Genomic DNA, 25,698 nt, shown 5'->3' with positions numbered 1-25,698 from the left:
CCAGGATTTAACCTACGACCTCTTGGCGCCCTCCCTTCTACGCGCGTAACTTGAGCCGACTCCCCACGGTCACGGTCCCCACACCGCACCCCGCCGCCCCACTCCGTCGCCGTCCGATCCGAGGAGACCGCCAGCGTGTCCAGCCCCGTTGGAAGAAGACCCCGCCCGGAGAGAGGCCTCCGCGCCCGCCGAGCCGCGTACCCGCTGATATCCGTGAGCGCGGCCGGCGCCCTGGCCTTCACGGCCCTCCCCGCCGCCTTCGCCGCCCCCTCCAGCACCGCCGTGATCGCCGAGGTCTACGGCGGCGGAGGCAACTCGGGCGCCACCCTGACCAGGGACTTCGTCGAGCTCGCCAACGCGGGCTCCGAGGTGTTCGACCTCTCCGGCTACAGCGTGCAGTACCTCCCCGGCACCGCCTCCGCGAGCTCGCAGTGGCAGGTCACCGCCCTGAACGGCAGCCTCGCCGCCGGCGGCCGCTATCTGATCGGCGAGGGCACCGGCACCGGCGGCACGACCGCCCTGCCGACCCCTGACGCCTCCGGCTCGATCGCGATGAGCGCGACGACCGGCACGATCGCCCTGGTCTCCGGCACGACCGCGCTGACCTGCAAGACGGCTGCGGACTGCACGGCGGACACCCGCGTCCTCGACATCGTCGGCTACGGCACGGCGGTCGTCCGCGAGGGCAGCGGCCCGGCCACCGGCGCCTCCAACACCGCCTCCGTCGCCCGCGCCGAGTCCCTGACGGACACCGACGACAACGCGACCGACCTCACCTCCGCCACCCCGACCCCGGTGAACGCGGCGGGCCAAACCCCGGACCCGGGCGACGGCAGCGGCGGAGGTGGTGGCGGTACGACCGACCCCGGCACGGTCCGCGTCCACGACATCCAGGGCCCCACCCGCCTCTCCCCGTACGCCGGCAAGGCGGTCACCCGGGTCCCGGGCATCGTCACGGGCGTTCGTACGACGGGCTCGAAGGGCTTCTGGATCCAGGACCCGCAGGCGGACGCCGACGCCCGCACCAGCGAGGGCGTCTTCGTCTACACCGGCTCGGCCACGCCGACGGTGACGGTGGGCGACTCGGTCCTGGTCACCGGCAAGGTCACGGAGTACTACCCGGCGAGCGGCCAGCAGTCGCTCACGGAGATCACGGGCCCGGTGACGACGGTCCTCTCCTCCGGCAACGCGCTCCCGGACGCGGTCACCGTCGACGCGACCTCCGTCCCCGACGCCTACACGCCCTCCGCCGACGGCGGCAGCATCGAATCGCTTCCCCTCGAACCCACCACGTACGCCCTGGACTTCTACGAGTCGGTCGAGGGCATGCGTACGTCGTTCAAGGACGCACGTGTCGTGGGCGGGACGACCGAGTACGACGAACTCTGGGTGACGGTCAAGCCGGACGAGAACCCCACCAAGCGCGGCGGCGCGCTCTACTCGGGCTACGACCGGCAGAACACCGGCCGCCTGAAGGTACTGTCCCTCGACACCTCCGCGCCTTTCCCGACGGCGAACGTGGGCGACGAACTGACGGGCACCACCACGGGCCCCCTCGACTACTCCTCCTACGGCGGCTACAACCTCCAGGCGACCCAGCTCGGCACCCTCCAGGACAACGGCCTGAAGCAGGAGGTCACCCGCCGTCAGAAGGGCGGGGAGCTCGCGGTGGCGACGTACAACGTCGAGAACCTCGACGCGCTGGACGCCCAGGAGAAGTTCGACCGCCTGGCGACGGGCGTGGCCGTGAACCTCAACTCCCCCGATATCGTGGCCCTGGAGGAGATCCAGGACGACAACGGGGCGGTGAACGACGGCACGTTGACGTCGGAGGCGACCCTCACGAAGTTCACGGACGCCATCCGCGCGGCGGGCGGCCCCCGTTACTCCTGGCGTTACGTGGTCCCGGAGAACAACAAGGACGGCGGCGAGCCCGGCGGAAACATCCGCCAGGTCTTCCTCTTCAACCCCAAGCGGGTGTCCTTCGCGGACCGCGGCACCGGCGACGCGACGACGACGGCGACGCAGGTGGTGAAGACACGCAAGGGCGCGACCCTGACGCACTCCCCGGGCCGCATCAACCCGACGAGCGACGCGTGGGCCAGCAGCCGCAAACCACTGGTAGGCGAGTTCACGTTCCACGGCGAGCCGGTCTTCGTAATCGCCAACCACTTCACCTCAAAGGGCGGCGACCAGTCCCTCCACAGCCGCTACCAGCCCCCGACCCGCAGCTCGGAGACCCAGCGCGCGGCCCAGGCGGCGGAGGTGAACACCTTCGTCAAGTCCCTGCTGGCGGCTGACGCCGATGCCAAGGCGGTCGTCCTGGGCGACCTGAACGACTTCGAGTTCTCGGGAACGATGACGACCCTGACATCCGGCAAGGTCCTCCGCCCCCTCATCACCACCCTCCCGCCGGCCCAGCGCTACACCTACGTCTACGACGGCAACTCCCAGACCCTGGACCACACACTGACGACCCCGGCGATCACCCACTTCGACTACGACGTGGTCCACATCAACGCGGAGTTCGCAAACCAGGCGAGCGACCATGACCCGCAGATCGTGCGGATCGATGTGGGGCGGTGCCGGGGGAGGCACTGACCGCCTGATCCGCTGGATGCCTGAGGTGCGGCCCGCCCTTGACGTACGGACTGTCGTCCGTCGAGGGCGGGCGGGGCCACACCTCCCGGGCCACTCCCCTTGAGCTGCCGTAATACGCGTCATACGCTCGACGCATGGCCAAGACTCGGATCAGCATCAGCCTCGACGGCGACCAGGCCGAGCGCATCAGACGGCACGCCGAGCGGGCAGGGCTGGACGTCTCGGCGTATCTGGTGGCCGCGGCGACGCGCCAGATGGCGGAGACCGAGGCCATAGAGGAACAGTTCTCCGATGTGGACGCCCTCATCGCACGGGCAGAAGCGGAAGCGAAGGCGCTACCCGTCGAACCGGACGAGGTCGGGCCGGAGCTGACCGAACAGGAGCGACGGGACGTCGAAGCCGCGCTCGGCCTCGTCCACGGCGAGGACCGCAGGACGAGCCGCCGCCCCGGACATGCCGCATGACGGCTCGGGTCCCGGTGTACGACACCGGAATGCTCATCGCTCTCGCAGACCGCAAGGCGAAGGCTGTGGCACTGCATCAAAGCCTGCGGGTGACCCGTCATCGCGCTCTGGTCCTCAGCCCGGTTCTGGCGCGGGTATGGCGTCCCCATCCAGCTGTCGTCCACGCCTTGGCCGGCGTCCTGCGGGACTGCACCGTGCCGCAGGCCCGATCCTCCGAACCACCCCTACGCGAAACGAAGGCCGGCCGGCCCGAGTGCATCGCCTGCGCCACCGGCCCTGACGTAACCGACTGGCGCCGAATCGGCACGGCCCTGGGTGAGGCTCACCTCCCCGCCAAGAAGAAGCCGGACGCGGTGGACGCCTGGGTGGTCCTGACAGCCGTCAAACACGGCAGCGCGGTGATCTTCACCAGCGATCCGGAGGACATCGAGGCATACCTGGGCGTACTGAACCCCGGCGACGTCCACGTGGTCCCGGTGTGATGAGCCCTTCGCCACGCCTCCGCGTCCGACGGCGCCCTCCCGGACTCGATGACCGAGCCGAACAGCACCACCGCGAGGCGCGTGCGCCGACCACTACCCGCCCCTGACCGACGTGCCAGACCCCCTGTGCACGTCGACGTATCCGCCATGCGCGTGCCCGAGATGCAGGACGCCTCGATAGCAAAGCGGAACACCTCCACGACGACGGTCTCGGACGCGGCTCACGGACGCGCTCGGGGCCATCGCTCGTTCGGGCACGATCAGGACACAGGTCACACCGGCAGGTACCCCCATACGCCCGAATCGCCCCCATTTACAGGGAAGTTCGCTCTGGCGAAAGCGAGAACCCCACCGATACCGTCAGATCACTTGACGGAACTGATGTCTCACGGGGAGTTCACTGTGAAGCGCCGCTCTTTGCCCGTTGCTGTCGCTCTGACAGCAACGGCAGCCCTGCTGTTGACGGCCTGCGGCAGCGGGGACGACAAAGCCAGCGACAACGACAAGATCGCGGGCGCCGACCAGGGTTCGAAGACACCGAGCGCGTCGGCTTCAGCCTCCGGGGCACCGGCGGAGGACAAGCCGGACGGGGTGGACGTGTCGCTGCCGAAGGACATCGACCTGGTCTTCGACTGGGACAAGCCGAAGGACAAGAACGAGGCGGCGGCGATGGATGACGCCGCGAACTACATCCGAGCCATCTACCAGGGCGTCGACAAGGGCACGGCCAAGGACGCGGCCGTCGCCACCTACGCGACCGGCGGCGGCCTCAAGTACGCGGACACCCAGATCAATGCCTATATCAAAGGTGGCTGGACTGTCACCGGCACACGTCGCCACTACGACGCCACCACTCGGTCCGCGGCGAACGGCACATCGGTGGAAGTAGCGTTCTGCTCCGACTCGACCAAGTTCTACGGCAGGGAGATCAAGACCAGGAAGGTCCTCACAACCGACCCCAGCATCACGGACTTCAGCTTCTTCAAAATCATCATGGTCAAGCACCCCACGGGCACCGACCTGTGGCAGGCGTCGAACGTGTACGTCGAAGAGAAGGCGGCGAAGTGCCAGTGAAGGCTTCACGTGGCCCACGCCTCTCCGCAGCAGCGCTGACGCTGGTTCTCAGCACCCTCGCCCTCACAGGATCCGCCTACGCGGGAACGGGTGTGGGCGACGGCAAGGGCGGCGACACGGAGGAGAGGGGCGGCAGCGACGGCACCGGCATCTACGCCGCCGCAAAGATCCAGTACTCCGGCTCAGTCACCACAAACGGCAGCACAGGCAACGTAACGTCCTCCGACGTCAACTGGACGCCCCCGCCCTGCTGGTACGCCCCCTACCTCGGCGCCAAGGACTTCAAGGAAAAGATGTCCAAGGACATCGACAGCCAGATGAACGCCCCCGGCATGGGCGGCCACGCAGGCGCGGCCCTGAACGAACTGCAGCGCCACTACGAGGACGACTACGGCTGGACCGACACCCCCGGCTACAAGGACTACAACGTCGAGAAAGACGGTGAGGGGATGTTCTGGGCCGCCGTAGAAAACCCCAACGAGCCCGACATCCTGAAGCGAAGCTCGTGCAACGACATCCCGTTCTGGGTCGACAACGGCGAAGCCCCGCCGCCCCAGTACGAGGAGGCCATCACGCCGCAGATCCTCGCAGCCCTCGCCTACCAGCACATGGAACTCCCCGACACGAAGGTCACCTTGGCCCCCGCGGCCACGACGAAGGTGAACCTCCCGACGTGGGCGTGGCTCGACAAGGCGGTCTTCGACGAGGTCCAGGCGACGGCAGCCATCAACGTCCCCGGCTTCAACATCCAGGCCACGACGACGGCCAAGCCGATCTCCCTCAAGCTGGAGCCCGGCACGGACGACGCCCAGACCTACCCGGCCTCCGGCGAGTGCACCATCAACGCCGACGGCTCCATCGGCGAGCCCTACGCCAAGGGCAAGTCCACCCAGACCCCACCCTGCGGCCTCAAGTACCTCCGCTCCTCCGGCGACACCACCTTCAAGCTCCGCGCCACCATCACCTGGGAAATCGCCTGGACCGGCACAGGCGGCGCCGGCGGCGACCTCCCCAACGGCACCTTCGGCAACGAACAGGCCGTCACCGTCCAGGAGATCCAGGCAGTCAACCGCTGATCGAAGGCGTGGATGACCGACGGAGAATCCAATCCATCGGTCATCCACCGCGCACGGACCCGTTGCCTTGAAGGTGGAAAAATGCCTTGGACCCCTGTGTCTCTTCGGCGGCATTTGGCTTCTCGCAACCACTCCGCTAGGGCGCTTCACAGTGCTCGGACTCCTGCTGGTGGGAGCAGGAGGGGGAATTCTGCGGCACTGGTGGCTGTATCGCTGAACGCCTCCACGGCATTTCACTGCGCCGCGCCCAAGAAAGAGACCAGTTATGTCCGAAGGCACCCTCTGGAGCACCGACCTCGGCGGTCCGCTCCGCATCGACACGGATGCCAATCCAGGCCTTTGGGGCTATCTTCACCTCCAGATCGACAAGAAGACCTTCAAGGAATGGCTGGACCTCCACCTGATCGGTCTGGCCACCGTCCACGGCATCGAGCTCACTCGCAAACTGCGGCGTTTCCACAAGAGCTTCTACGAGCAGACGATCGTCACGCTGCGGGACAAGCTCCAGGCCGACGAGGCGTTCATTTACCACCCCGTTCCGCTGACCTACATGCCGCTGGTGATGCACGCCACCCGTATCCACTGCGAGGCCCCTGATGCGGCCTCGTGTGAGGGAGGCACCGCGCTCACGGTGCCGCACCCGGAAATCCCCGAGTGGCAGCAGCGAACCGGGAGCGTGCCGTTCGTCTCTCCGCACCTGGGCGCGAACGGGGTTCGGGTCACCCGCTCTTACCCTGCGGACAGCAGCATCCTGATGACCTCGGTGACGTACCACTGGCACACCCCGCCCGGCCTCCCCGACGTCCTGCTCCGCGGGCACCACGACGATCCGGAGATCGTCGCTGCGGTGATGGAGCCACTGGACGACTTCGCACGGACGCTGCGGCTCCCTGGAACGGCCTCTTGACCGGCGTCGCCGGGGTGGGGTGCCTCTATGCCTTTGGCTCTCACCGCGTGAGGTAGAAGGGCGGTATGGATACCGCTGTTCTTGAACAGATGCTGGACGAGACCTTCGATCACGCTGTCGTGCACCACGGATACACCAACTACATGCGTGACTACGAGGTCATCGTCTACGTGACTGCGGATCCCCGTACCGGCGTCACGCCGTCCCACCTGCGGTATCTCTTTCGGTACTGCGTCGAGGCCCGCTGCGAGACGTCCGTGCCGACGGAGACCTGGCGGGTCTCGTTGGACGACCGGCTCATCGAGTTCGAGACCGGCGTCGACCTCGACGGTTTCGTCTGGGGCGTCAAGTGGCACTGCCTGTACCCGGAGCCAGGCTTCTCCCTTCGTCGGAGGTCACTCGCCGCTGGTCGAGCGCCCTCGGAATCGACTTTCACGAGGTCCGCATCGAGACCAACGCGCACAACCTGACCTTGGTCTTCTCGGACCTTCAAGTGACCGAGATCCCGGTCGGATACGCACCCTTCGTCACGGAGTAGAGGGTCGGGGAGCATTCTTCGCCAAAGGCGACATCCCTGACGTGCCCCCTGCGTGCCGCAATTCGCATGGGTTCCCGGGTGCATCCCATCGCAGCGTGACCATTCGACTTCGCTAAGTCAGGAATTCAGCGGCGCGGACACACACGAGCACCCGATTTGCCGCAAGACATTCACACTTGCTCCCCCGCAGGCATAGGCCCGCCCTGGCGAAACCACCAGTCACACGGCTACCGTCGGAGCTCTTGACCAAGCCTTTGTCTCGCCGGGAGCACTCCTTGACGCGCCGCCCTCCGCTCGTTGCCGCCGTGCGTGATGCGACCGTGCCCCGGCGCCGGCGGGGAAGACACACGGGGTAGATCAATGTCGGACTTGATCGTGGATTTCACTCTGCTCAGCACTTCGGCGAAACAACTGAATGCGATCGAGAAGGAGTTCAAGGAGCTCGGTGAGTGGAAGGACGATGTCACTTCCGTCGTCGGGGCGTCCGAGCTCAAGAAGGCGATGACAGACTTCATCGACAACTGGGACGACAACCGTAAGAAGCTCCTCGAGGACCTGGATTCCGTCGGGAAGATGGTCGAGGGCACCCGGGACGCCTTCAAGAGTGTGGACGACGAGTTGGCGAAGGCCGGCAAGAAGAAGAAGTAAGAACCACCCGATCGCTTACCGCTTATCGCTTACCGAAGTGCTGTTTGTGGGGGACAAGAATGGCAAGGCCCAAGGACTGGCATCCGCTGCGTGAGAGCGACCCCGTACCCGGTGATCCGGTGGGCGTCCGCGATCAGGTGACGCACATGAAGAAGATCGCCGACTACCTGCGCACGCAGGCCGAGGCGCTCACCGCCATGGCGGACGCCGACAACCTCAAGGGCGACTTCGCGGACGAACTGGCGGAGAACGCCCGTGCGTTGGGGCGCAAGCTCGATCTGGCGGAGGATCGTTACCGCGAGGTGAAGGGGCATCTCTCCGGCTGGGCCGACGATCTGGAGGAGTTCCAGAAGAAGGCGGACAAGGCGCTGAGCGACGCCAAGGAAGCCCAGCAGGTGATCGACAGCCAGAACGCCAAGGCCGAGGACAAGGCGAAGGCTGAGAAGGAGAAGGGGAAGGACAAGGACGCGGAGTCGGACAAGGGCGACTCCGGGGCCGAGGATCCCGTTCTCAAGCAGGCCAAGGAAGATCTCGCGGACGCCCGTAAGCGCCTCAACGCGGCCGAGGGCGACTATCAGGAACGCGCCGGTCACTTCGCCGGCAAGATCCGGTCGTCCATCGACGACGACATGCGGGACAGCTGGTGGAACGACTTCAAGGGCTGGGTCGCCGACCAGGAGTGGCTGAGTACCGTGGCCGACTGGGCCAGTTGGGCCGCCACGATCATCGGCGTCATCGCCATGTTCTTCCCCGCGATCGGTATCGTTGCGCTGATCCTGACCGCGGTGGTGGCGGCGATCCATATCACCCAAGCGGCAACAGGAAACGGGTCATGGTTCGACGTGGTGATGGATCTCGGCGCGTTGAAGATGGCCCGTAACGGTCTTAAAGCGGCGAAGGCCATCAAGGCCCTGCAACAGAGTTCTCGTAAGACCGCCGGTGGTCTCGCCAGCGCGGAGAAGTCCGCACAGTCCGCGGCGAAGAACCAGGGCGCCCGGAAATCGGCTGCCCGGGCGGAGAACAAGCGCGGCAACACCTCGCGCAAGAACCGCGAGAACGCCAAGGGTCGCCGTATGGCGATGGAGCAGAAGAACCGTAAAGCGGGCCAGAAGGCCGAGGGCGAGGTTCGCGACGCGGAAATGCCGCAGATCTCCGCGAAGGACAAGGCCGGGGCGCTGGGCGATGCGAAGGTGGCCCAGCAGGTGAAGGACGTCAAGAAGTGGCGCGACGCCTATCCTGACAACACCGGTCTCGCGGACAACGCCCGTCAGGCCGAGCGGCAGAAGGACGTACTCCAGGGATCGTGGGCCGTCGCCACCGGCCTCGACACCGCCGACAAGAGCGCGGACTCCCTCACGGACGACGGATACAGCAGGATGAAGGACGGCATGACGGCGCCGGTGCCGGGGACGTCGCAATGGTGAGGAAAGCCCGACGATGACTGATCAGAAGCGAACCCCTGAGTCCCATGGGACCGACGGGACCGACCGGCGCACACGGCTCGTCGCGTACGGCGTGGGCGCCGTCAAATGGGTCTTCGTGCTGGCTCTGTTCCGTCTGTTCGCGGCCCCGATGACCAAGGACCTGCTCGGCGACGAGAAACTCCCGATGCCGACCTGGGAGTGGTCGCTCGCCGCGCTCACGCCGGGAATCGTGCTGTATCTGCTCCGGCGCCCCGCGGACTGGGAGCAGCTGAGCGGTGAACTCACCATCTTCACATGGGCATTGCGTTTCTATCTGGTCTACGGCCTCGCTTTCGCCCTCTTCCAGGGCGTCTGGGTGCTCTGGATCGCCGTACTGGCCGGAATCGGTGGTCTCGCCGGTATCTGGAAACTCGAGCGCAGGGAGCTGACGAGTGCCCACTGAGGAACAGACGACGGAGGAACAGACGATGACGGCCACGGGGGCGCGTCCTCCGGTGACCGGCTATCGCCTCCTCCTGCCCAGCCAGTGGGATCAGGTCCCGCTGCGGCAGGGCACGGAGGAAGCCGTACGCCGCATCCTGGACACCGCCTTCGCGCGTCTTCCCGCCGATGCCCCGCAGGACAAGATCGGTCCGTACAAGCGCGAGCTCGAACGTCGTTTCCGGGCGGCTGTCGCGCAGGCCCAGCAGGGCAAGGCGTTGGACCTGTACCTGCCGGTCAAGCCCACGGAGGACGTCAACCTGGGCGCGTCGATCGTCGTCTCGGAGACGCTCCTGCCCGGGCGCGAGCAGGGTCAGGCCGAGCCGGCCGACCTGGCCGTACAGCTCCTGTCGCGGGACGGTGTCGAGAACGCCGATCTGAGCTCCGGAGAGATCGACGGCGCCCTCGCGGTGCGCCGCGAGCACATCGCCGACGCCGATCCGGAGAGGGGGGCTGAGCTCGCCTCCCGGCGGGTGGAGTACATCGTCTCCGTGCCCGACGACCCGCGCCGATGGTTCGTATCGGCCTTCTCGACCGTCGGAGGCGGGGATCCCCGTGACGAGTTGGCCGAGGCCCTCGTCGAATGGTTCGACGCCGTGATGGCGACCTTCCGCTGGAGGCGTGGATGAGCGACTTCTTGCCCGTCATCGACATCGAGGACGTCGACGCGTACCCGTGGACGGTCCTTCCGCCGCGGGGCGGGGAAACCGGCCCCTTCGAGGAGTGGGACGACATCCAGGCCTGGTGCCGCGAGGAGGCCGAGGACCTGTGGCTGGACCGTGAGCTCGATCCCGGCCCGAACGGCATCGACTTCGTGGCCGGTACCCTCCACCGCTGCGCCGAGGCCTTCTCACCGCCCGGCTCGGACCACTGGCTCTTCCTCCACCGCGACCACCCGACGGACATGCCGCTGCCCGTCATGGCGGCCATCGGCCCGTCTACGGCACCTCGCGACGAAACCCTCCGCGCCCTGACCCTCGCGGACGACCCGAGCTCCGTCGAGCCTCCCGTCGTCAAACGCTTCAAGTCCCCGAACCTCGGCGAGGGCCTGACCGTCTTCCGCTACATCACCCAGCAGGACTCCCCACACGTCCTCGCCTGCGTCCGCTACGCCTGGCAGGTCGAGGAACACGGCGCGGACGTCGTCATCTGGACGGCGACGGAGGACATCGCCCGCATCATGCACGCGGCAGACGACCTGGAGGCGCTGGCGAAGTCCCTGGGCATCTTCGCTCCATAAACCCGCCCCCGCTGTCACGCCCAATACAACGTGCCGGCCACCGTGTCGAAGAGCTCCACCATCTGATCGGCAAGCGGATCCACCGGGGTGGAAAAGTTCAGCATGAGCCAGCGCCCAGTTGCCGGGATCGGTACGTAGTACGTGAGCGTCGTGGTCGGCAGGGTGTTACCCATCTGCTGCTCAGGATCGGGCGCAGCACGGCGCCGGACCCGCACGGCCTTGCCCGCCACCTCGAGTTTCGTCACGCTCAATTCGGTATCCGCGTCGGCATAATACCGTCCAGCAAAATGTTCAGCTAGTTCGTCCGCTTCCGAACAGGCGGACCATTCGTCAGCCGCCGGGATGCTGATGAGTAGCGAGGAAGCCAAGGGCACTGGCCCCGCAGTCAGCAGGGAGAGGTAAAGTTCTGTACCACCGATTCCATACGCGCTAATCGCTCTCTTTTGCAAATCGCGCATTATCTCTTGCTTGAGATGCGGAGCATTGTCCACACCTCTGAACTGGAGGTCCACAAGAGCGACAATGCATCTATCTCGCTCTTCTGGATCGAGTAAAATCTGGAACCAACCATCAGGGACGATGAGGTTATAATCCGTCGGAGGCGAGGAAAAATCTTCAGCAGTCTTCACGTGCACGCCAATCGGTCAGCAGAATCAATATCATCCCTGCTGGGAATTCACCGGCACTTGTCTCATACTTGCAACCAACTCGTCGGTCACTCGCACTAGGGAATCGGATTCCGCCATACTCCGCCAGGTAGCCGTGATGACAACAAAGTATTCCACCCCTGGCGGAAATACTGCATACTTGATAAATTCATTCAGCTGAGAGCCGAAACCCAAGAAGCGCTTGGACTTCAACATGGCTTGCACTCGGACAGCAGGGCCAGCCTCCAAATCCAGATACCTTACATCCGGCTCGCCTAGAACTTTTGCATTTGACCAGTCAAGGAGAAGCGGCGTAATTTCGGCAGGAGAAGGCCTGCTTTCACCTTCATCGGCATGCGAATCAACTCGTAGATCCACGAGCCCAACACCCCCGGGGGTGTAGTAGCCAGCCGCAAGATCCGGTTCATCAGAATTGAGGAAGAGTGCCCTGTCAATCAAGTCGTTCAGCAGGTCCCGGTCACTGACCGTTCGCTCTAGCGGATTGAAATGCTTCATGACCGCGCTGGCCACACCGAGGGCATCCGCCTGGATCCGGTGTTCCAACGTCAGGTCGACCCAGCCGTCCCGAAGATCGAAGCGGGTCTCATAGTCCCCAATGGGATTCTCTGCCCCATATGCGTCCAACATCAGGTCCTCTCAGTCCAAGAGCGGATTCAGGTTGCCGTCCAAGCCCATACCCACAGACGTGACAACTGTACCTGCGACTGACATGCCGGTAGCACTGCGTGAAAGCTTATTCACGGACTCAAGTCCATCAAACCCCTGAGCCGCAAATTTAATATCCTTCAGACCGGAGGCGATACCGGGATCCGCGACGGAGAAAGAACGACCGGCACCCAAGAGAACATTACCATCTCCTCGTAGGACGACCTTATCCCAAGCCGCCTTATAATTTCCGCGGAATGGAATTATGGTGCCCAGATTATCCCCCCAAGCTTTCTTCGAGGCAAGCTCGGAGAAAGGTTCGATCATGGATTTTCGCCACTCGCCAGGCTCCAGCTTGAAGGTTTTCATATTCTGCCTGAATGTATCGATACCCTTAGTTTTAGAACCCGCAGTCTTATTCACCCCCTTCATGGCTCGCCTGAACTGTGCGGAAGTTTTCGCTACGTTCGCCTTATCCATTACCTTTAGGGCTCGCTGCGCATACTTACCAGCGATCTTCGAAAAAGCCTTTCCTACACCCATCATGGCGAGCCCGAGCACAGAAAAGGCGAGATCCTTCAACCCCTTATCTCCTCTGATCACTTGGATGACAGTTGCCACTGTGCTCGCCAATGTCAGAATCGTGGACAAAGCGCCCAACACACCGGCCAGCGCTTGGCCTATGACTGGAATCCAACCGACAGCAAGTGCGGCAACCCCCAGCTTGGTAGCCCAGTCTTCTGCCCATTTCCCAACTGTGTCGACCCAATCATCGAACTTGTCCCAGAAGTCATCCTTCAGTGAGTCATTTAGGCTGGCAGCATCATCAAGAGCCTCGCATGCCTGGCCAGCCGCTTTGTTCCGGATCGCCTTAGCCTGGGCGATTTGCTCTTGAGCAGCAGCAATCTCACCCCCTGCCAGATCCCTCTGCTCCTCCAGCTTCTTCTTGTCGTCCTTGTCCTTCTCTGAAAGACCGTCAAGGCTACGCTGGGCTGCGCCTTTTCGATCTTCTGCATCCTTGGCATCTCTAAGGGCCGCGTCGGCAATCTCCTGCGCCCGGTTCAGGTCCGTTGCATAGTTCTTGGGTTTAGCGTGCAGCTTGTCCTGATACCCCCCACCGATCTCCGTCACCTCTGTGCCGAGGGCATCGGCAGCCATGTCGTAACGGGAAAAAGCAGCTTCGAGCTTCTTGGTGTTTCCCTTCGCCTTCTCCCGGAACTCCTTCCCTGCTTTACTGTCCCAGGAATCAAGTTCAGCGATCGCTTTGAGATTTCGGATCTGGCGTTGCAACTCGTCAGCGGTCTTCCGAAGTTGCCGGCCAAGAGCAGCAACCTGATCAGGATCACCGGGGACTGGGTCTCGATCCGCAACCGGATGCCAGTCCCGGGGGCGTCCAGCCATAGCTACTTCCTCTTCTTCGCCGGCTTGTCGTCCTTGGCACTCCGAATTGCTTCGGCCAACGCATGATCGATTTCTTCGTATACCTTCGCCGCCGCCTTGGCCATGCCGGCCAACGCGTCGAGCTCCTCAGCTAGCTTCCCTCGATTGACTTCCCAACTACTGGAAAAGTCCTCGAACTTGTTAGCAAGGCCGCCGTGCCCGAAGTCATCGCCATACTTTCCGCCGAGCTTCTCGAGCCCGTCGAAAGCCTTCTTTACCCGGCTGAGCCCAGTGCCCATCTCTTTGATCACATCGAGATCAGCCCGAGTGTGATCACCCTCGCCAGACATAACTCCCCCGCGGTGCCATGTTGTGGATTCCCAAGACGGGCGGTGCGGCGAAAGCGCCCCGCGCCCCGCCGCACCGCACACACGCCTCAGCGAGACGTCACTTACGAGCCGACTTCGCCAGCTCGTCGTCGATCTGCTCGAACTTGTCCGCCGCCATGGTGAGGTAGTCACCCATGCCGTCGAGACCGTCGAGGGTGTCCTTCATGCCGCGCACGAACTCGTCGAAGTTCTCGTCGAAGGCCTTGGACGAGCTCTTCGTCACGTAGCCCGACTGCACGAGGTTGTTGATGTACTTCTTCAGCCCCTCGAGCTTGTCCTGGAGCTTTTCCTTCTCCTTGACGACATGCTTGGCAGCATCCCGCATGTCCTGATATGTGACATCAAGGTCCTTGGCCATGAAGCCGCTCCCCATCACAACGCCGCAGGGCCAACCCCCGTGGCTCCCTGTATGCGGACCCACACCTGGAGGCAACCACCGGTGTGATCGTCCGCTCTTGAGGCAGCAGCTTACGGGTGTGGCCTGAGGTCTCACATCCCCACTTGTGAACAAGGCGTCGTGAACTCGTGCATACGCCGTTGCCAAAGGGAATCAAAGGGAGACGAGAACCCGGCCACCCGCCCTGCCCCCACCTCCCCGGTGTCCCGCGGCAGCACCTAGCGGATATCGTCGCTCCTACTGTGGCCAGCGTTGCGGAAGCAGTCACAGGGCCACACGGGGGCCACAGTGGCCATGGGGAGGACATAGCGTGCGCCTGACTCTGACCGTCGTCGATCCGTTCGGCGGGGGCACCGCCGACGTCGTACTCGATGCTGATCCCGAGTCCACCGTCGGGGACATCGCCCAGGAGCTGGCCAAGCAGGTCGGGGCGCACGGCGGTGCCCAAGTGATTCCTCTCGGGCACCCCCACCAGGCCCCCGCCAACAACGCTCCCCTCATCTACGTCGACGGGTACGCCGTCGATCCCGCCGCCACCGTCGTCAACTCCCCCCTGCGCGACGGCGCGGTCGTCAGCCTCCAGGACCCCGCCGGATGCCTGCCGGGCGAACCGACCGGTCTGGTCGAGCTGCGGGTCGTCGGCGGGCCGGTCGCCGGGTTCGTGCACCGGCTCGGCGTGGGGCGCTACGACATCGGCAGCGGGCCGGCGTCGTACATCCGTATCGACGACCCCGAACTCGACGCCCGTGCCCTCACCTTGTCAGTTGCAACCGATGGCACCTGCCAAGTCGCCGTCCATGTCGACCTGGGCGATGACGCGGACACGGACCCGGACACGGACGCCGAGAAGGGCGACGCTGCCACCGTCACCCTCGACGGCTCCCCCATCAAGGACAAGTTCGAGAGCAACGACAAGGGCAAGAAGAGCAACAAGACCGACTGGCCCCTCGGCAGTCAGATCGCCGTCGGCAACACGCTCCTCGAACTCACCCGTTACTCACCCCCCAACGCCGCCCTCAAGTGGTCGGACGACGGCGTCGGGCTCGACTACAACCGGCCCCCGCGGCTGCGGCCCCCGGACCGGCAGACCACGTTCCGGCTGCCGAACCCGCCCCGCGAGTACGAGGCCCGGCCGCTGCCCTGGCTGATGGCGCTGACGCCGCTCGTCGGTGCCGTCGTGGCCGTGCTGATCTTCGGGCGCTGGTACTACCTGATCATGGCGGGGCTCAGCCCCCTCCTCCTCTTCGCCAACTACTTCAACGACAAGAAGCACGGCCGCAAATCGCACGCCAAGCAGGTCAAGGAGTACGAGGAGCAGAAGGAGAAGGTCGAGAAGGACGCGCAGGACGCTCTCGTCGCCGAGCGCACCGACCGGCGGCATGCCATTCCCGACCCGGCCACCGTCCTCTCCCTCGGCACCGGGCCCCGGACCCGGCTGTGGGAGCGGCGGCGTACCGACCGGGACCATCTCCTCATCCGCGTCGGCACGGGGCAGTTGAACTCCGAGGTCGTTCTCGACGACCCCGAGCAGCTCGACCACAAGCGTCAGGTGACCTGGAAGATCGAGGACGCGCCGGTCGCGCTCAACCTCCGTTCCCTCGGCGTCATCGGCATGGCCGGACCCGGCGACTCGGCGCGCGCGATGGGGCGTTGGGCCGTCGCGCAGACCGCCGCGCTGCACAGCCCGATGGACGTGCAGTTCTACGTCCTGAGCGAGAACGCCGCGCAGGACTCCTGGGACTGGGCCCGCTGGCTGCCGCACGCCAAGCCGGGCAACGGCCAGGACGTCAACCTCCTCATCGGCACCGACGCCGAGACCGTCGGCGCCCGCATCGGCGAGCTGACGCAGATACTCGACGCCCGCAAGAAGGCCGCCGAGCAGAACGGCAGCCAGGGGACCGCCTTCAGCGACCCGGACATCGTCGTCGTATGGGATGGATCGCGGCGGCTGCGGTCGCTGCCCGGGGTGGTGCGGATCCTGCGCGAGGGGCCCGCCGTCTCCGTGTACGCCATCTGCCTGGACGCCGAGGAACGGTTCCTGCCGGGTGAGTGTCAGGCGTACGTCGTCGCCGAGCCGCCCGCTCAGGAGTACGACTACACGCAGTACGCACAGCAGCAACAGCAGCAGGCCGCCGGTGGCTTCCCCTCCTTCCAGGCCTGGCACCACACCGCCCAGGACAACAACCGCACCGAGCAGGCCGACAAGCTGCGGCTGCGGGTGGAGGAGGCCGGTGCCGAGCGGATCAAGGACGTACGGCCCGACTTCGTGTCCGCGGCCTGGTGTCTGCGGCTCGCCCGGTCCCTGTCGCCGCTGCGGGACATCAGCGGCGAGACCGAGGACTCCGCGCTTCCCGGGTCCTCCCGGCTGCTCGACGTGCTGCAGCTCGAACCGCCGACCAGCGATGCCATCGTGGCCCGTTGGCGGATGGGCGGGCAGTCGACGATGGCCGTCATCGGTGAGTCGTACGACGGTGCTTTCGGTATCGACATCCGCAAGGACGGGCCGCACGGTCTCATCGCGGGTACGACCGGTTCGGGTAAGTCGGAGCTGTTGCAGACGATCGTCGCGGCGCTGGCCGTGGCGAACACGCCCGAGAACATGACGTTCGTGCTCGTCGACTACAAGGGTGGCGCGGCGTTCAAGGACTGTGTCCATCTCCCGCACACCGTCGGCATGGTGACCGACCTCGACGCCCACCTCGTGGAGCGGGCGCTGGAGTCGCTGGGCGCCGAGCTGCACCGCCGTGAGCACATCCTCGCCGCCGCCGACGCCAAGGACATCGAGGACTATCAGGATCTGGTCAAGCGGGATCCGTCGCACAAGCCGGTTCCCCGACTCCTCATCGTCATCGACGAGTTCGCCTCGATGGTGCGCGATCTGCCCGACTTCGTCACGGGACTTGTGAACATCGCCCAGCGTGGCCGTTCCCTCGGTATCCACCTCCTCCTCGCCACGCAGCGGCCCTCCGGTGTCGTCTCCCCCGAGATCCGCGCGAACACCAACCTCCGTATCGCGCTGCGGGTGACGGACGGCGGGGAGTCCAGCGACGTCATCGACTCCCCCGAGGCCGGCCACATCTCCAAGAGCACGCCGGGTCGGGCGTACGTCCGGCTCGGGCACGCCTCGCTCGTGCCGTTCCAGTCGGGGCGGGTGGGTGGACGACGGCCCGGTGCCGCCGACCCCGCCGTACTGATGCCGTGGGTGGGTCCGCTGGGCTGGGAGGACCTCGGGCGGGCCGCGCTCGTGAAGCCCAAGGCCGAGTCGCGGGAGGACGAGGAGATCACCGACCTCAAGGTCCTCGTCGACACCATCCGCGAGGCCAACCGCACGGTCGGCATCCCGCCCCAGCACAGCCCGTGGCTGCCCGCGCTGGACGAGCAACTGCTGCTGGACGAGATCCAGTTGCCCGCCTTCACCGGCGGACCGGGCAAGCTGGCGCCGGCGCCGTACGGTGTCGAGGACCTGCCCGCGCAGCAGGCCCGGCGTCCGGTCGTCATCGACTTCGCCTCCTTCGGGCATCTGATGATCGGTGGCGCGCCGCGCAGCGGTCGTTCGCAGATCCTGCGGACCGTGGCGGGTTCCATCGCCCGTACGCACTCGGTGGCCGACGTGCACATGTACGGCATCGACTGCGGCAACGGCGCCCTCAACGCCCTGACGCGGCTGCCGCACGTCGGCGCGGTCGTCGGCCGTAACCAGACCGAGCGCGTGGTCCGCCTGGTCAACCGCCTCAAGGGCGAGATGGACCGCCGCCAGAACCTGCTCGCCGACAAGGGCTTCGCCGACATCGGCGAGCAGCGCGCCTCGGTCGCCGAGGACGAGCGGCTGGCGCACATCGTGGTGCTCCTGGACCGCTGGGAGGGCTGGGTCCCCACGCTCGGCGAGGTCGACCACGGCTCGCTGACCGACGAGTTGCAGACGATGATGCGCGAGGGCGCCTCCGTCGGCATCCATCTGATCCTCACGGGTGACCGCACGCTGCTGGTCGGCCGGATCGCCACGCTCACCGAGGACAAGTACGGTCTGCGGCTCGCCGACCGCGGCGATTTCTCCGCGCTCGGCATCCAGGCCCGCAAGGTGCCGGAGGAGATTCCGCCGGGGCGTGGTTTCCGCAACGAGTTCGGTACGGAGACCCAGTTCGCGCTGCTCTCCGAGGACACCACCGGTCAGGGCCAGGCGGCCGCGCTGGCGGCGATCGGCGAGGCCGCGGCCGCGCGCGACGCGGCGGTGCCCCGCACCCACCGGCCCTTCAGGGTCGACAGCCTGCCGAGCCGGATCGCCTTCCCGGAGGCCTGGGAGATGCGCGACCCGGACGCGTCCCGCAGCAAGCTGTTCGCGCTGGCCGGCATCGGCGGCGACGAGATCGTCGGCTTCGGCCCGGACCTGGCCGAGGGCGTGCCGTCGTTCGTCATCGCGGGTCCGGCCAAGTCGGGCCGCTCGACGGTCCTGTTGAACTTCGCGCACTCCTTCCTCGCGCAGGGCGTACGGATCGTCATCGCCGCTCCTCGCCAGTCGCCGCTTCGCCAACTCGACGGCACCGAAGGCGTGTTGAAGGTCTTCACCGGCGACGACATCGACGAGGACGAGTTCGAGGAGCTCATCGACGAGGCGAGCCTGGAGGAGCCGATCGTCGTCCTCATCGACGACGGTGAGCTGCTCGAGGACTGCGACGCCGAGAGCCAGATGAAGAAGATCGTCTCCCGTGGCGCGGAACGCGGCCTCGGCCTCGTCATCGCCGGTGACGAGGAGGACGTCTGCTCCGGCTTCTCCGGCTGGCAGGTCGACGCCAAGAAGGCCCGCCGCGGCATCCTCCTCTCCCCCCAGGAGACCTCCAGCGGCGACCTCATCGGCGTCCGCCTCAACCGCGGCCTCGTGGGCGGACAGATCACCCCGGGCAAGGGAATGCTGCACCTCGGGGACGGGGAGCTGCGGACGGTGGTTGTCCCCGGCTGACGCCGCACCGCAAACGGACGGGCCCCGGCATCGCGCCGGGGCCCGTCCGCATGCGCTCGGCGTCCGAGTAGTACGAGTTGTACGCCTTGCCGCTGTAACACGTGGACTGCGGGCTGGTCCCGTGCACGTCCTCCACCTGGACGCGCGCGCTGACGATGCCGTCGTCGTGCGTGGCGGTGGTCGTCCAGGTCTTGTTGGAGCCGTTGCCGTCGCGCAGTTCGCGCCACTTGTAGGTGTAGCGGTTGCCCTCGCCGGTGGTGATGTCGAGCCGGATGCGGACCCAGTTGCTGTCCGCCTCGGTGTCGGCCAGGATCAGGCCGACGTCCATGCTCTTCTTGCTGTTCCAGTCCCACTGCATGCCACCGCTGGCTCCGCCGTCGGACGTGGAGCAGCTCTTCACCAGCGCGGCGGCCGAGGCCGAGGGCGCCCCCGTGACAGCGAGTCCGGCGGTGGCGGCGGCGGCCAGGAGCGCGACGATGTGTCGACGCACGTGTTCCTCCCCGTAGTAGATCCCCGTGATAGATCGGTCAGCGGGGACTGTATCCCAACTGACGTTCGACATACGGTTTTTGGCCACCCTCGGGGATCTACGGCTGAAGCAGTTCCACCTTCACGTCCGCGGGAAAACCCGTCGTCGCCCCCACCCGGCGCGCGAACTCCGCGACCGCCTCCAGCTGCGGGCCGCCGAAGCGGAAGTCGAGGGTGGTGAAGTACTGCTCCAGGACGCGCTCGTCGAACTCCTCCCAGCGGGCGGCCTGTTCGGCGACCTTGCCGACCTCGTCGAGGGAGAGGTTGCGGGAGGCGAGGAAGGCCTCGTGGACCTGGCGGGTGATGGCCGGTTCGCGTTCCAGGTAGTCGCGGCGGGCCGCCCAGACCGCGAAGACGAAGGGCAGGCCGGTCCACTCCTTCCAGAGGGAGCCGAGGTCGTGGACCTGGAGGCCGAAGCGGGGGCCGTCCAGGAGGTTCGCCCGCAGGGCCGCGTCGCCGATCAGGACGGCCGCCTCCGCCTCCTGCATCATCAGGCTGAGGTCGGGCGGGCAGGTGTAGTAGTCGGGCCGTACGCCGTAGCGGTCGGCCAGCAGCAGCTGGGCGAGGCGGACCGACGTACGGGAGGTGGACCCGAGGGCCACCCGCGCGCCGTCCAGCTCGTCGAGCGGGACCTGGGAGACGATCACACAGGACATGACCGGACCGTCGCAGCCGACCGCGATGTCGGGGAAGGCGACCAGGTCGTCGGCGTTGCGCAGGAATTCGACGAGGGTGATGGGGCCGATGTCGAGATCTCCGCGCACGAGCTTCTCGCTGAGCTTCTCCGGGGTGTCCTTCGTGAGCTCGAAGTCGAGGAGCGTGCCTGTTCTGGCGAGCCCCCAGTAAAGGGGCAGGCAGTTCAGGAACTGGATGTGGCCGACGCGCGGCCGGGTGCGTGAATTGTCCACATCGTGAGGCTAGACCCTGTCGGCTGCCGTACGATGGGCACCCCCTCCGTCAACCCGACACGAGCACGATCAAACGTCCGGGTGACGTGATCTTGGCCTCTATTGCTTTCGGCTGCCCGCGTGCTAGGCTCCTCGCAAGTTGCAGTTTGGTTTCCCTTGCAGTACAGAGCCTGCGGAGCATGTGACCGCGGGCTCTAGTCGTTTTCAGACGTATGCAGTTGTGCGGCACTGTTTTCACAATCGCAGGTTCTGGAGCAGGGCAACCCTTTGGGCCCAAGGAGGGCTTATGGCTACCGGAACCGTGAAGTGGTTCAACGCCGAAAAGGGCTTTGGCTTCATCGCCCAGGAGGGCGGCGGCCCCGACGTCTTCGTCCACTACTCCGCGATCAACGCGAACGGCTTCCGTTCGCTGGAGGAGAACCAGCAGGTCTCCTTCGACGTGACCCAGGGCCCGAAGGGCCCGCAGGCGGAGAACGTCACCCCCGTCTGAGACTTTTCAAGTCTCTGATCCGGACCTGAGAGCAGTACCCAAGGAGCCCCGCGCCGCACGGCAGCGGGGCTCCTGCCTTTCCCGGCCGAGGCCCTACATGTGCTGCATGACCAGCACGAACGTCGTCCCGGGCAGCAGCGCCTCGTACGAGTGCGGCACATCCCCGCGGTACGCCATGTAATCGCCCGGCTCCAGCTCGACCTCCTCGCCCGCGGGGCCGGCCCGGACCCTGCCGGTGCTCACGATCAGATGCTCGTACGAGCCCGGAATGTGCGGCTCCGAGTCTCGGGCGGCGCCCGGTTCCGCGCTGATGTGGTAAATGTCCCGCCGCACGCCTGGCGGACTGGACGACAGCAGCGTGCCGACATAGTTCGCCCGCTCGGACGCCACCGAGGGCCCCTGGCCCGCCCGGATCACCTGCACGGACGGCGTCGGCGGCTCCACCAGCACACTGAACGGCACCCCGAGCGCCACCCCCAGCGCCCACAGCGTCTCCACGCTGGGATTCCCGCTCCCCGCCTCCAGCTGCGACAGCGTGGACTTCGCGATCCCGGCCCGCTTGGCCAGCTCGGACAGCGACAGCCCGGTACGGGCGCGCTCGCGGCGCAGGGAGGTGGCGATCCACTCGAGCGGAAGACGGCTGCCGGTGCCGGACATATTCGTTCGCTCCATCGGTACGACCGTTCGCCTTGACGAACACGACTGCTTCTGTTCATTGTAGAGAACATGCGTACGGCACAGCGAACACCCGACAGCGACCTCGTCCGGGACGTCTCACTCGTCTGTCTGGCGGGCGGTGTCGTCGGTGTGTCCTTCGGCGCGATCGCCGTCGCCGGCGGGCTGCCCGTGTGGGTACCGGTGGTGATGTCCCTGCTCGTGTACGCGGGCTCCGCGCAGTTCAGCGCGGTCGGCGTGCTGCTGGCCGGGGGCGGCCCGTTCGCCGCGGCGGCGACCGGCCTGGTCCTCAACACCCGCACGGTCGCCTTCAGCCTCGCGGTCGCCGAGCACATCGGCCGCGGCCGCCTGGCCCGCTTCGTGGGCGCCCACCTCGTCACCGACGAGACGGTCGCCTTCACGCTCGCCCAGACCGATCCGCTACGACGTCGTAGGGCGTTCTGGATCTCCGGGCTCGGCCTGTTCGCCGTGTGGAACATCGGCGTCCTGGCCGGAGCCCTCGCCGGCGACGCCCTCGGCGACACCGCCCGCTACGGGCTGGACGCGGCCTTCCCGGCGGTCCTCGTCGCCCTGGTGCTGCCCGCCCTGCGGGACGACTCGGCCGTACGGCGATCCGCGGTGCTCGGCGCCTGTGTGGCGCTGGCCCTGGCCCCGGTGACCCCTGCGGGCGTCCCCGTGCTGCTGGCCCTGGCCGGACTCCTCGCCCACGGCCGGAGGCGGTCGGCATGAGCGCGACGGTCGCCATGATCCTGGCCCTCGCGGTCGGGACGTACGCCTTCCGGCTGGTCGGGCCCGTGCTGCACGGCCGTGTCCAGTTGTCCGACCGTGTTCAGGAACTGCTCTCCGCGGGCGCCGTCGTCCTGCTCACCGCCCTGCTCGCGACGGGAGCGCTGACCGAGAACGGCGGCTTCGCGGGCTGGGCGCGGCCGCTCGGGGTGCTGGTCGGCGGTGTACTGGCCTGGCGGAAGGCGCCGTTCGTGGTGGTGGTGTTGGGGGCGGCGGGAACCGCGGCGGTGCTACGGGCGTTCGGAATGGCGTAGTGGATCTCAGGGGGACGAACACATGCAGGACCATGAACATGAGGAGAGCGGCGGATCCGCGGCCGACAGTCGCTGGGCGCTGTGCATATCGGTCGGTCTGTCGCTCGGCACAGCTCTGGGCCTGATGCTCGGGATGGAGGTCTTCGACGACCTCGGGCTCGGGCTGGCCGTGGGGATCGGGCTGGGGACAGCTGTGGGGACGGGTGTCGGCCTGGGGCTGACGCGGCGGCAGGGCGAATAGGCCACAGCCGGGCCGCCGTTGTCAGTGGTGGTGGCTAGGGTCCCGGAGCATGACCGACTCCGATTTCGTGACCAGTACCCGGGTCTTCTACGACACCGTCGCCGAGGACTACGCCGAGCGGTTCCGTGACGTGCTGACGGCGTCGCCGGTCGACCGGGCGATGCTCGACGCGTTCGCCGAACTCGTCGGGAGAGGCGGCGCGGTGGCCGACCTCGGGTGCGGGCCGGGGCGGGTGACCGCGTATCTCGACTCGCTCGGGCTGTCCGTCTTCGGGCTCGACCTGTCGGCGTCGATGCTGGCGATCGCCCGGCGGGAGCAGCCGGGGCTGCGGTTCGAGCAGGGGTCGATGCTGGAGCTGGACATGGCCGACTCCTCGCTCGCCGGGGTCATGTCCTGGTACTCCTCCATCCACACCCCTGTGGACGAACTCCCCCGTCTCTTCGCGGAGTTCCTGAGGGTGCTCGCGCCGGGCGGCCATCTGCTCATCGCCTTCCAGGTCGGCGACGAGCCCAAGCGCCACGACAAGCCCTTCGGCCATGACGTGATCCTCGACTTCCTGCGGCGGCAGCCGGAGACGGTCGTGGAACTCCTGGAAGGGGCCGGCTTCACGCTCGTCTCACGGACGGTGCGCGAGCCGGACCCCTCGGAGCTGACGAGACAGGCCTTCCTGATCGCGCGCAAGCCCCTCTAGAGATCCCTGGCCGCGATGTAGCCGAAGGTCATGGCCGGGCCGATCGTCGAGCCGGCGCCCGCGTAACTGCGGCCCATCACCGCCGCGCTGGCGTTCCCGGCGGCGTACAGCCCCGGGATCACCGAGCCGTCCTCGCGCAGGACCCGGGCCCGGGCGTCCGTGCGCATGCCGCCCTTGGTGCCGAGGTCGCCGGGGACGATCCGGAAGGCGTAGTACGGGGGCAGCCAGAGGGGGGCGAGGCAGGAGTTGGGGAGGACGGAGGGGTCCGTGTAGTAGTGGTCGTAGGCGCTGTCGCCGCGGTGGAAGTCGGTGTCCGCGCCTTGCCGGGCAAGGGAGTTGAAGCGGTCGACGGTGGTGCGCAGGGCGGCGGGCGGGACGCCGATCGCGGTGGCGAGGGCGTCGAGGGACCAGGCCTTCTTGGCGGCGCCTGAGCTGTACCAGTCGTCGGGGAAGGGGAAGGTCGGGCTGACGTCCTTGAAGAGGTACCGGTTGCGGTAGTTCTGGTCGGTGATCAGCCAGGCCGGGATGTCCGGGTCGGTCGGGTTGCGCTCGTACATCGTGTGGACGACGTCGCTGTAGGGCCCGGCCTCGTTGACGAAGCGGCGACCGGCGGCGTTGACGAGGAGGCCGCCCGGGAGGGTGCGTTCGGCGAGGCAGAAGTACGGCTGGCCGGGGAGCGGGATGGCGGGCCCCCACCAGGCGTCGTCCATGAGGTCGAGCGCGGCGCCCACCTGCCGGCCCGCCCGGATCCCGTCCCCCGTGTTCTCCTTCGCGCCGACGGTCCAGTCGACGCCGATGGGCTGCTGCTGGTACTGCGTGCGCATGGCGAGGTTGTGCTCGAAGCCGCCGGAGCCGACGATCACGCCCCGGCGGGCTCGGTAGAGGCCGCCGGGGACCACCGCTCCGACGACCTTGCCGTTCTCGACGTGGAGGTCGGTGAGCGGGGTGTTCAGCTTCACCGGCACGCCCGCGTCCAGCAGCCCCTTGCGCAGCCCTGCGGCGAGCGACTGCCCCATGGTGAGGGGCGTCTGCCCGAGCGTGAGCGCCTTGGTGCCGCGCGCCAGGCACTCCGTGGCGACGGCGAGGCCCTTGACGCTCACGGCGGCCAGGGCGAGCCACTTGTAGTCGGCGCTGAAGACGACCATGCCGTCCGGGACGGCCATGTACGGCGGGTTCAGGTGGGCGAGTTCGGCGCCGAGGATGTTGCCGTCGAGGTAGTCGGGCTCGATGGAACGCCCGCCCGGCAGACCGCCCGGGAGCTCGGGGTAGTAGTCGCTGTACCCCTCCATCCAGCGGAAGCGCAGCGGGCTGTTGGCCATGACGAAGGAGATCATGGCGGGGCCGTTGGCGAGGAAGGCCTGCTGCCGGGCGGCAGGGATGCCGGGGCCGACGACCGCGGCGAGATAGGCGGCCGCCTTCGCGGGGGTGTCCGGTACTCCGGCGGCGAGGATCACGGAGTTGTTGGGGATCCAGATCCCGGCACCGGAACGGGCCGCGGACCCGCCGAAGGTGGGCGCCTTCTCCAGGACGACACAGCTCAGACCCCGCTTGGCGGTGGTGAGGGCGGCGGTCATGCCCGCGGCACCGGAGCCGATCACCACGACGTCGTACGTCCCGAGGAGCGGCAGGTCGGCGGCGCGGGCGCTCTGCTGCACCCCGGCCGCGACGGCCAGCCCGGCGGCCGCGGTGGTGCCGATGACCTGTCTGCGGGTGGGTCTCGGTCGTGCGGCGTCCGCGCTGGTGCTCGTCATGGGTCAC

Annotated in this window: 26 protein-coding genes and 1 pseudogene; 18 read left to right on the top strand and 9 right to left on the bottom strand. The window is 66.9% G+C overall.

Translation table 11 applies throughout. From position 1 onward, the window contains the following. Positions 1-213: 213 nt before the first annotated feature. From ABKA17_RS41525 to ABKA17_RS41470, 12 genes and pseudogenes are all read left to right on the top strand, one after another. Positions 214-2,601, top strand: a complete 2,388-nt coding sequence (locus tag ABKA17_RS41525; RefSeq protein ID WP_502994529.1) for a DUF8508 domain-containing protein — start codon at positions 214-216, stop codon at positions 2,599-2,601. Positions 2,602-2,735: 134 nt separating this feature from the next. After that, positions 2,736-3,065 (top strand): hypothetical protein, encoded by a 330-nt coding sequence (locus tag ABKA17_RS41520; protein ID WP_353697599.1) that lies wholly within the window; start codon positions 2,736-2,738, stop codon positions 3,063-3,065. Continuing rightward, a complete protein-coding gene (locus ABKA17_RS41515) occupies positions 3,062-3,547 on the top strand; it encodes a hypothetical protein (RefSeq protein ID WP_353697598.1) in 486 nt (161 codons plus the stop codon). The genes ABKA17_RS41520 and ABKA17_RS41515 overlap by 4 nt, the downstream gene beginning before the upstream one ends. A 402-nt stretch (positions 3,548-3,949) precedes the next feature. Next, positions 3,950-4,621, top strand: coding sequence for a hypothetical protein (locus tag ABKA17_RS41510; protein ID WP_353697698.1), 672 nt, complete (start codon positions 3,950-3,952; stop codon positions 4,619-4,621). Further along, complete coding sequence (locus ABKA17_RS41505) at positions 4,618-5,697, top strand: hypothetical protein (RefSeq protein WP_502994528.1); 1,080 nt, start codon at positions 4,618-4,620, stop codon at positions 5,695-5,697. Before ABKA17_RS41510 ends, ABKA17_RS41505 begins: the two co-directional genes overlap by 4 nt. 265 nt (positions 5,698-5,962) lie before the next feature. Continuing rightward, a complete protein-coding gene (locus ABKA17_RS41500; RefSeq protein ID WP_353697597.1) occupies positions 5,963-6,604 on the top strand; it encodes a hypothetical protein in 642 nt (213 codons plus the stop codon). 65 nt (positions 6,605-6,669) lie between these two features. Next, positions 6,670-7,076, top strand: a pseudogene (locus ABKA17_RS41495) (YxiG-like protein); the annotation flags it as partial. 426 nt (positions 7,077-7,502) lie between these two features. Continuing rightward, positions 7,503-7,790 carry a hypothetical protein gene (locus tag ABKA17_RS41490; protein WP_353697595.1) on the top strand — a complete coding sequence of 96 codons (288 nt, stop codon included), beginning with the start codon at positions 7,503-7,505 and terminating at the stop codon, positions 7,788-7,790. A gap of 59 nt (positions 7,791-7,849) precedes the next feature. Further along, the gene (locus ABKA17_RS41485) at positions 7,850-9,214 is read left to right on the top strand and encodes a putative T7SS-secreted protein (protein ID WP_353697594.1); all 1,365 of its coding nucleotides are present in this window, start codon (positions 7,850-7,852) and stop codon (positions 9,212-9,214) included. Between the two features lie 13 nt (positions 9,215-9,227). Continuing rightward, positions 9,228-9,656 (top strand): hypothetical protein, encoded by a 429-nt coding sequence (locus ABKA17_RS41480; RefSeq protein ID WP_353697593.1) that lies wholly within the window; start codon positions 9,228-9,230, stop codon positions 9,654-9,656. Further along, positions 9,646-10,323 (top strand): hypothetical protein, encoded by a 678-nt coding sequence (locus ABKA17_RS41475; protein ID WP_353697592.1) that lies wholly within the window; start codon positions 9,646-9,648, stop codon positions 10,321-10,323. Before ABKA17_RS41480 ends, ABKA17_RS41475 begins: the two co-directional genes overlap by 11 nt. After that, positions 10,320-10,934, top strand: coding sequence for a hypothetical protein (locus ABKA17_RS41470; protein WP_353697591.1), 615 nt, complete (start codon positions 10,320-10,322; stop codon positions 10,932-10,934). The genes ABKA17_RS41475 and ABKA17_RS41470 overlap by 4 nt, the downstream gene beginning before the upstream one ends. A gap of 14 nt (positions 10,935-10,948) precedes the next feature. Here the strand turns inward: ABKA17_RS41470 and ABKA17_RS41465 are convergent, their stop codons facing one another. From ABKA17_RS41465 to ABKA17_RS41445, 5 genes are all read right to left on the bottom strand, one after another. Further along, the gene (locus ABKA17_RS41465) at positions 10,949-11,563 is read right to left on the bottom strand and encodes a hypothetical protein (protein WP_353697590.1); all 615 of its coding nucleotides are present in this window, start codon (positions 11,561-11,563) and stop codon (positions 10,949-10,951) included. Between the two features lie 30 nt (positions 11,564-11,593). Next, positions 11,594-12,229, bottom strand: a complete 636-nt coding sequence (locus ABKA17_RS41460) for a hypothetical protein (protein WP_353697589.1) — start codon at positions 12,227-12,229, stop codon at positions 11,594-11,596. A 9-nt stretch (positions 12,230-12,238) separates the two neighbouring features. Then, entirely contained in the window at positions 12,239-13,648 is a 1,410-nt protein-coding gene (locus tag ABKA17_RS41455; protein ID WP_353697588.1) for a hypothetical protein, read from the bottom strand. 2 nt (positions 13,649-13,650) lie between these two features. Continuing rightward, complete coding sequence (locus tag ABKA17_RS41450) at positions 13,651-13,938, bottom strand: hypothetical protein (RefSeq protein WP_353697587.1); 288 nt, start codon at positions 13,936-13,938, stop codon at positions 13,651-13,653. 136 nt (positions 13,939-14,074) lie between these two features. Then, positions 14,075-14,374, bottom strand: a complete 300-nt coding sequence (locus ABKA17_RS41445; RefSeq protein ID WP_353697586.1) for a WXG100 family type VII secretion target — start codon at positions 14,372-14,374, stop codon at positions 14,075-14,077. A gap of 349 nt (positions 14,375-14,723) precedes the next feature. On the opposite strand from ABKA17_RS41445, the gene ABKA17_RS41440 reads away from it, so the two are divergent. After that, on the top strand, positions 14,724-19,367 hold the full coding sequence (locus tag ABKA17_RS41440; protein WP_353697585.1) for an FtsK/SpoIIIE domain-containing protein: 4,644 nt from the start codon (positions 14,724-14,726) through the stop codon (positions 19,365-19,367). Here the strand turns inward: ABKA17_RS41440 and ABKA17_RS41435 are convergent. After that, on the bottom strand, positions 19,300-19,857 hold the full coding sequence (locus tag ABKA17_RS41435) for a hypothetical protein (RefSeq protein WP_353697584.1): 558 nt from the start codon (positions 19,855-19,857) through the stop codon (positions 19,300-19,302). The two genes, ABKA17_RS41440 and ABKA17_RS41435, sit on opposite strands and share 68 nt — an antisense overlap. Before the next feature lie 97 nt (positions 19,858-19,954). After that, positions 19,955-20,803 carry a menaquinone biosynthetic enzyme MqnA/MqnD family protein gene (locus ABKA17_RS41430; protein ID WP_353697583.1) on the bottom strand — a complete coding sequence of 283 codons (849 nt, stop codon included), beginning with the start codon at positions 20,801-20,803 and terminating at the stop codon, positions 19,955-19,957. A 286-nt stretch (positions 20,804-21,089) separates the two neighbouring features. Between ABKA17_RS41430 and ABKA17_RS41425 the strand changes: the two genes are divergently transcribed. Continuing rightward, positions 21,090-21,293, top strand: coding sequence for a cold-shock protein (locus tag ABKA17_RS41425; protein ID WP_007490911.1), 204 nt, complete (start codon positions 21,090-21,092; stop codon positions 21,291-21,293). Between the two features lie 93 nt (positions 21,294-21,386). On the opposite strand, the gene ABKA17_RS41420 is transcribed toward ABKA17_RS41425, so the two are convergent. Further along, a complete protein-coding gene (locus tag ABKA17_RS41420) occupies positions 21,387-21,950 on the bottom strand; it encodes a helix-turn-helix domain-containing protein (protein ID WP_353697696.1) in 564 nt (187 codons plus the stop codon). A gap of 69 nt (positions 21,951-22,019) precedes the next feature. Between ABKA17_RS41420 and ABKA17_RS41415 the strand changes: the two genes are divergently transcribed. Genes ABKA17_RS41415 through ABKA17_RS41400 form a run of 4 tightly spaced genes read left to right on the top strand, consistent with a single transcriptional unit; the run spans position 22,020 to position 23,940 of the window. Next, positions 22,020-22,697, top strand: a complete 678-nt coding sequence (locus ABKA17_RS41415; protein ID WP_353697582.1) for an AzlC family ABC transporter permease — start codon at positions 22,020-22,022, stop codon at positions 22,695-22,697. Beyond that, positions 22,694-23,008, top strand: a complete 315-nt coding sequence (locus ABKA17_RS41410; protein WP_353697581.1) for an AzlD domain-containing protein — start codon at positions 22,694-22,696, stop codon at positions 23,006-23,008. The genes ABKA17_RS41415 and ABKA17_RS41410 overlap by 4 nt, the downstream gene beginning before the upstream one ends. A gap of 22 nt (positions 23,009-23,030) precedes the next feature. Continuing rightward, complete coding sequence (locus ABKA17_RS41405) at positions 23,031-23,249, top strand: hypothetical protein (RefSeq protein WP_353697580.1); 219 nt, start codon at positions 23,031-23,033, stop codon at positions 23,247-23,249. A gap of 49 nt (positions 23,250-23,298) precedes the next feature. Beyond that, complete coding sequence (locus ABKA17_RS41400) at positions 23,299-23,940, top strand: class I SAM-dependent methyltransferase (RefSeq protein ID WP_353697579.1); 642 nt, start codon at positions 23,299-23,301, stop codon at positions 23,938-23,940. Here ABKA17_RS41400 and kstD read toward each other — a convergent pair. Further along, positions 23,937-25,691, bottom strand: coding sequence for a 3-oxosteroid 1-dehydrogenase (gene kstD, locus ABKA17_RS41395; protein WP_353697578.1), 1,755 nt, complete (start codon positions 25,689-25,691; stop codon positions 23,937-23,939). The genes ABKA17_RS41400 and kstD overlap by 4 nt on opposite strands. Between the last annotated feature and the right edge of the window lie 7 nt (positions 25,692-25,698).

Source organism: Streptomyces sp. RG80 (genome assembly GCF_040446465.1).
Classification (GTDB): domain Bacteria; phylum Actinomycetota; class Actinomycetes; order Streptomycetales; family Streptomycetaceae; genus Streptomyces.
Note: the sequence above shows the minus strand (reverse complement) of the source record. Positions and strands in the feature narration are given on the sequence as shown.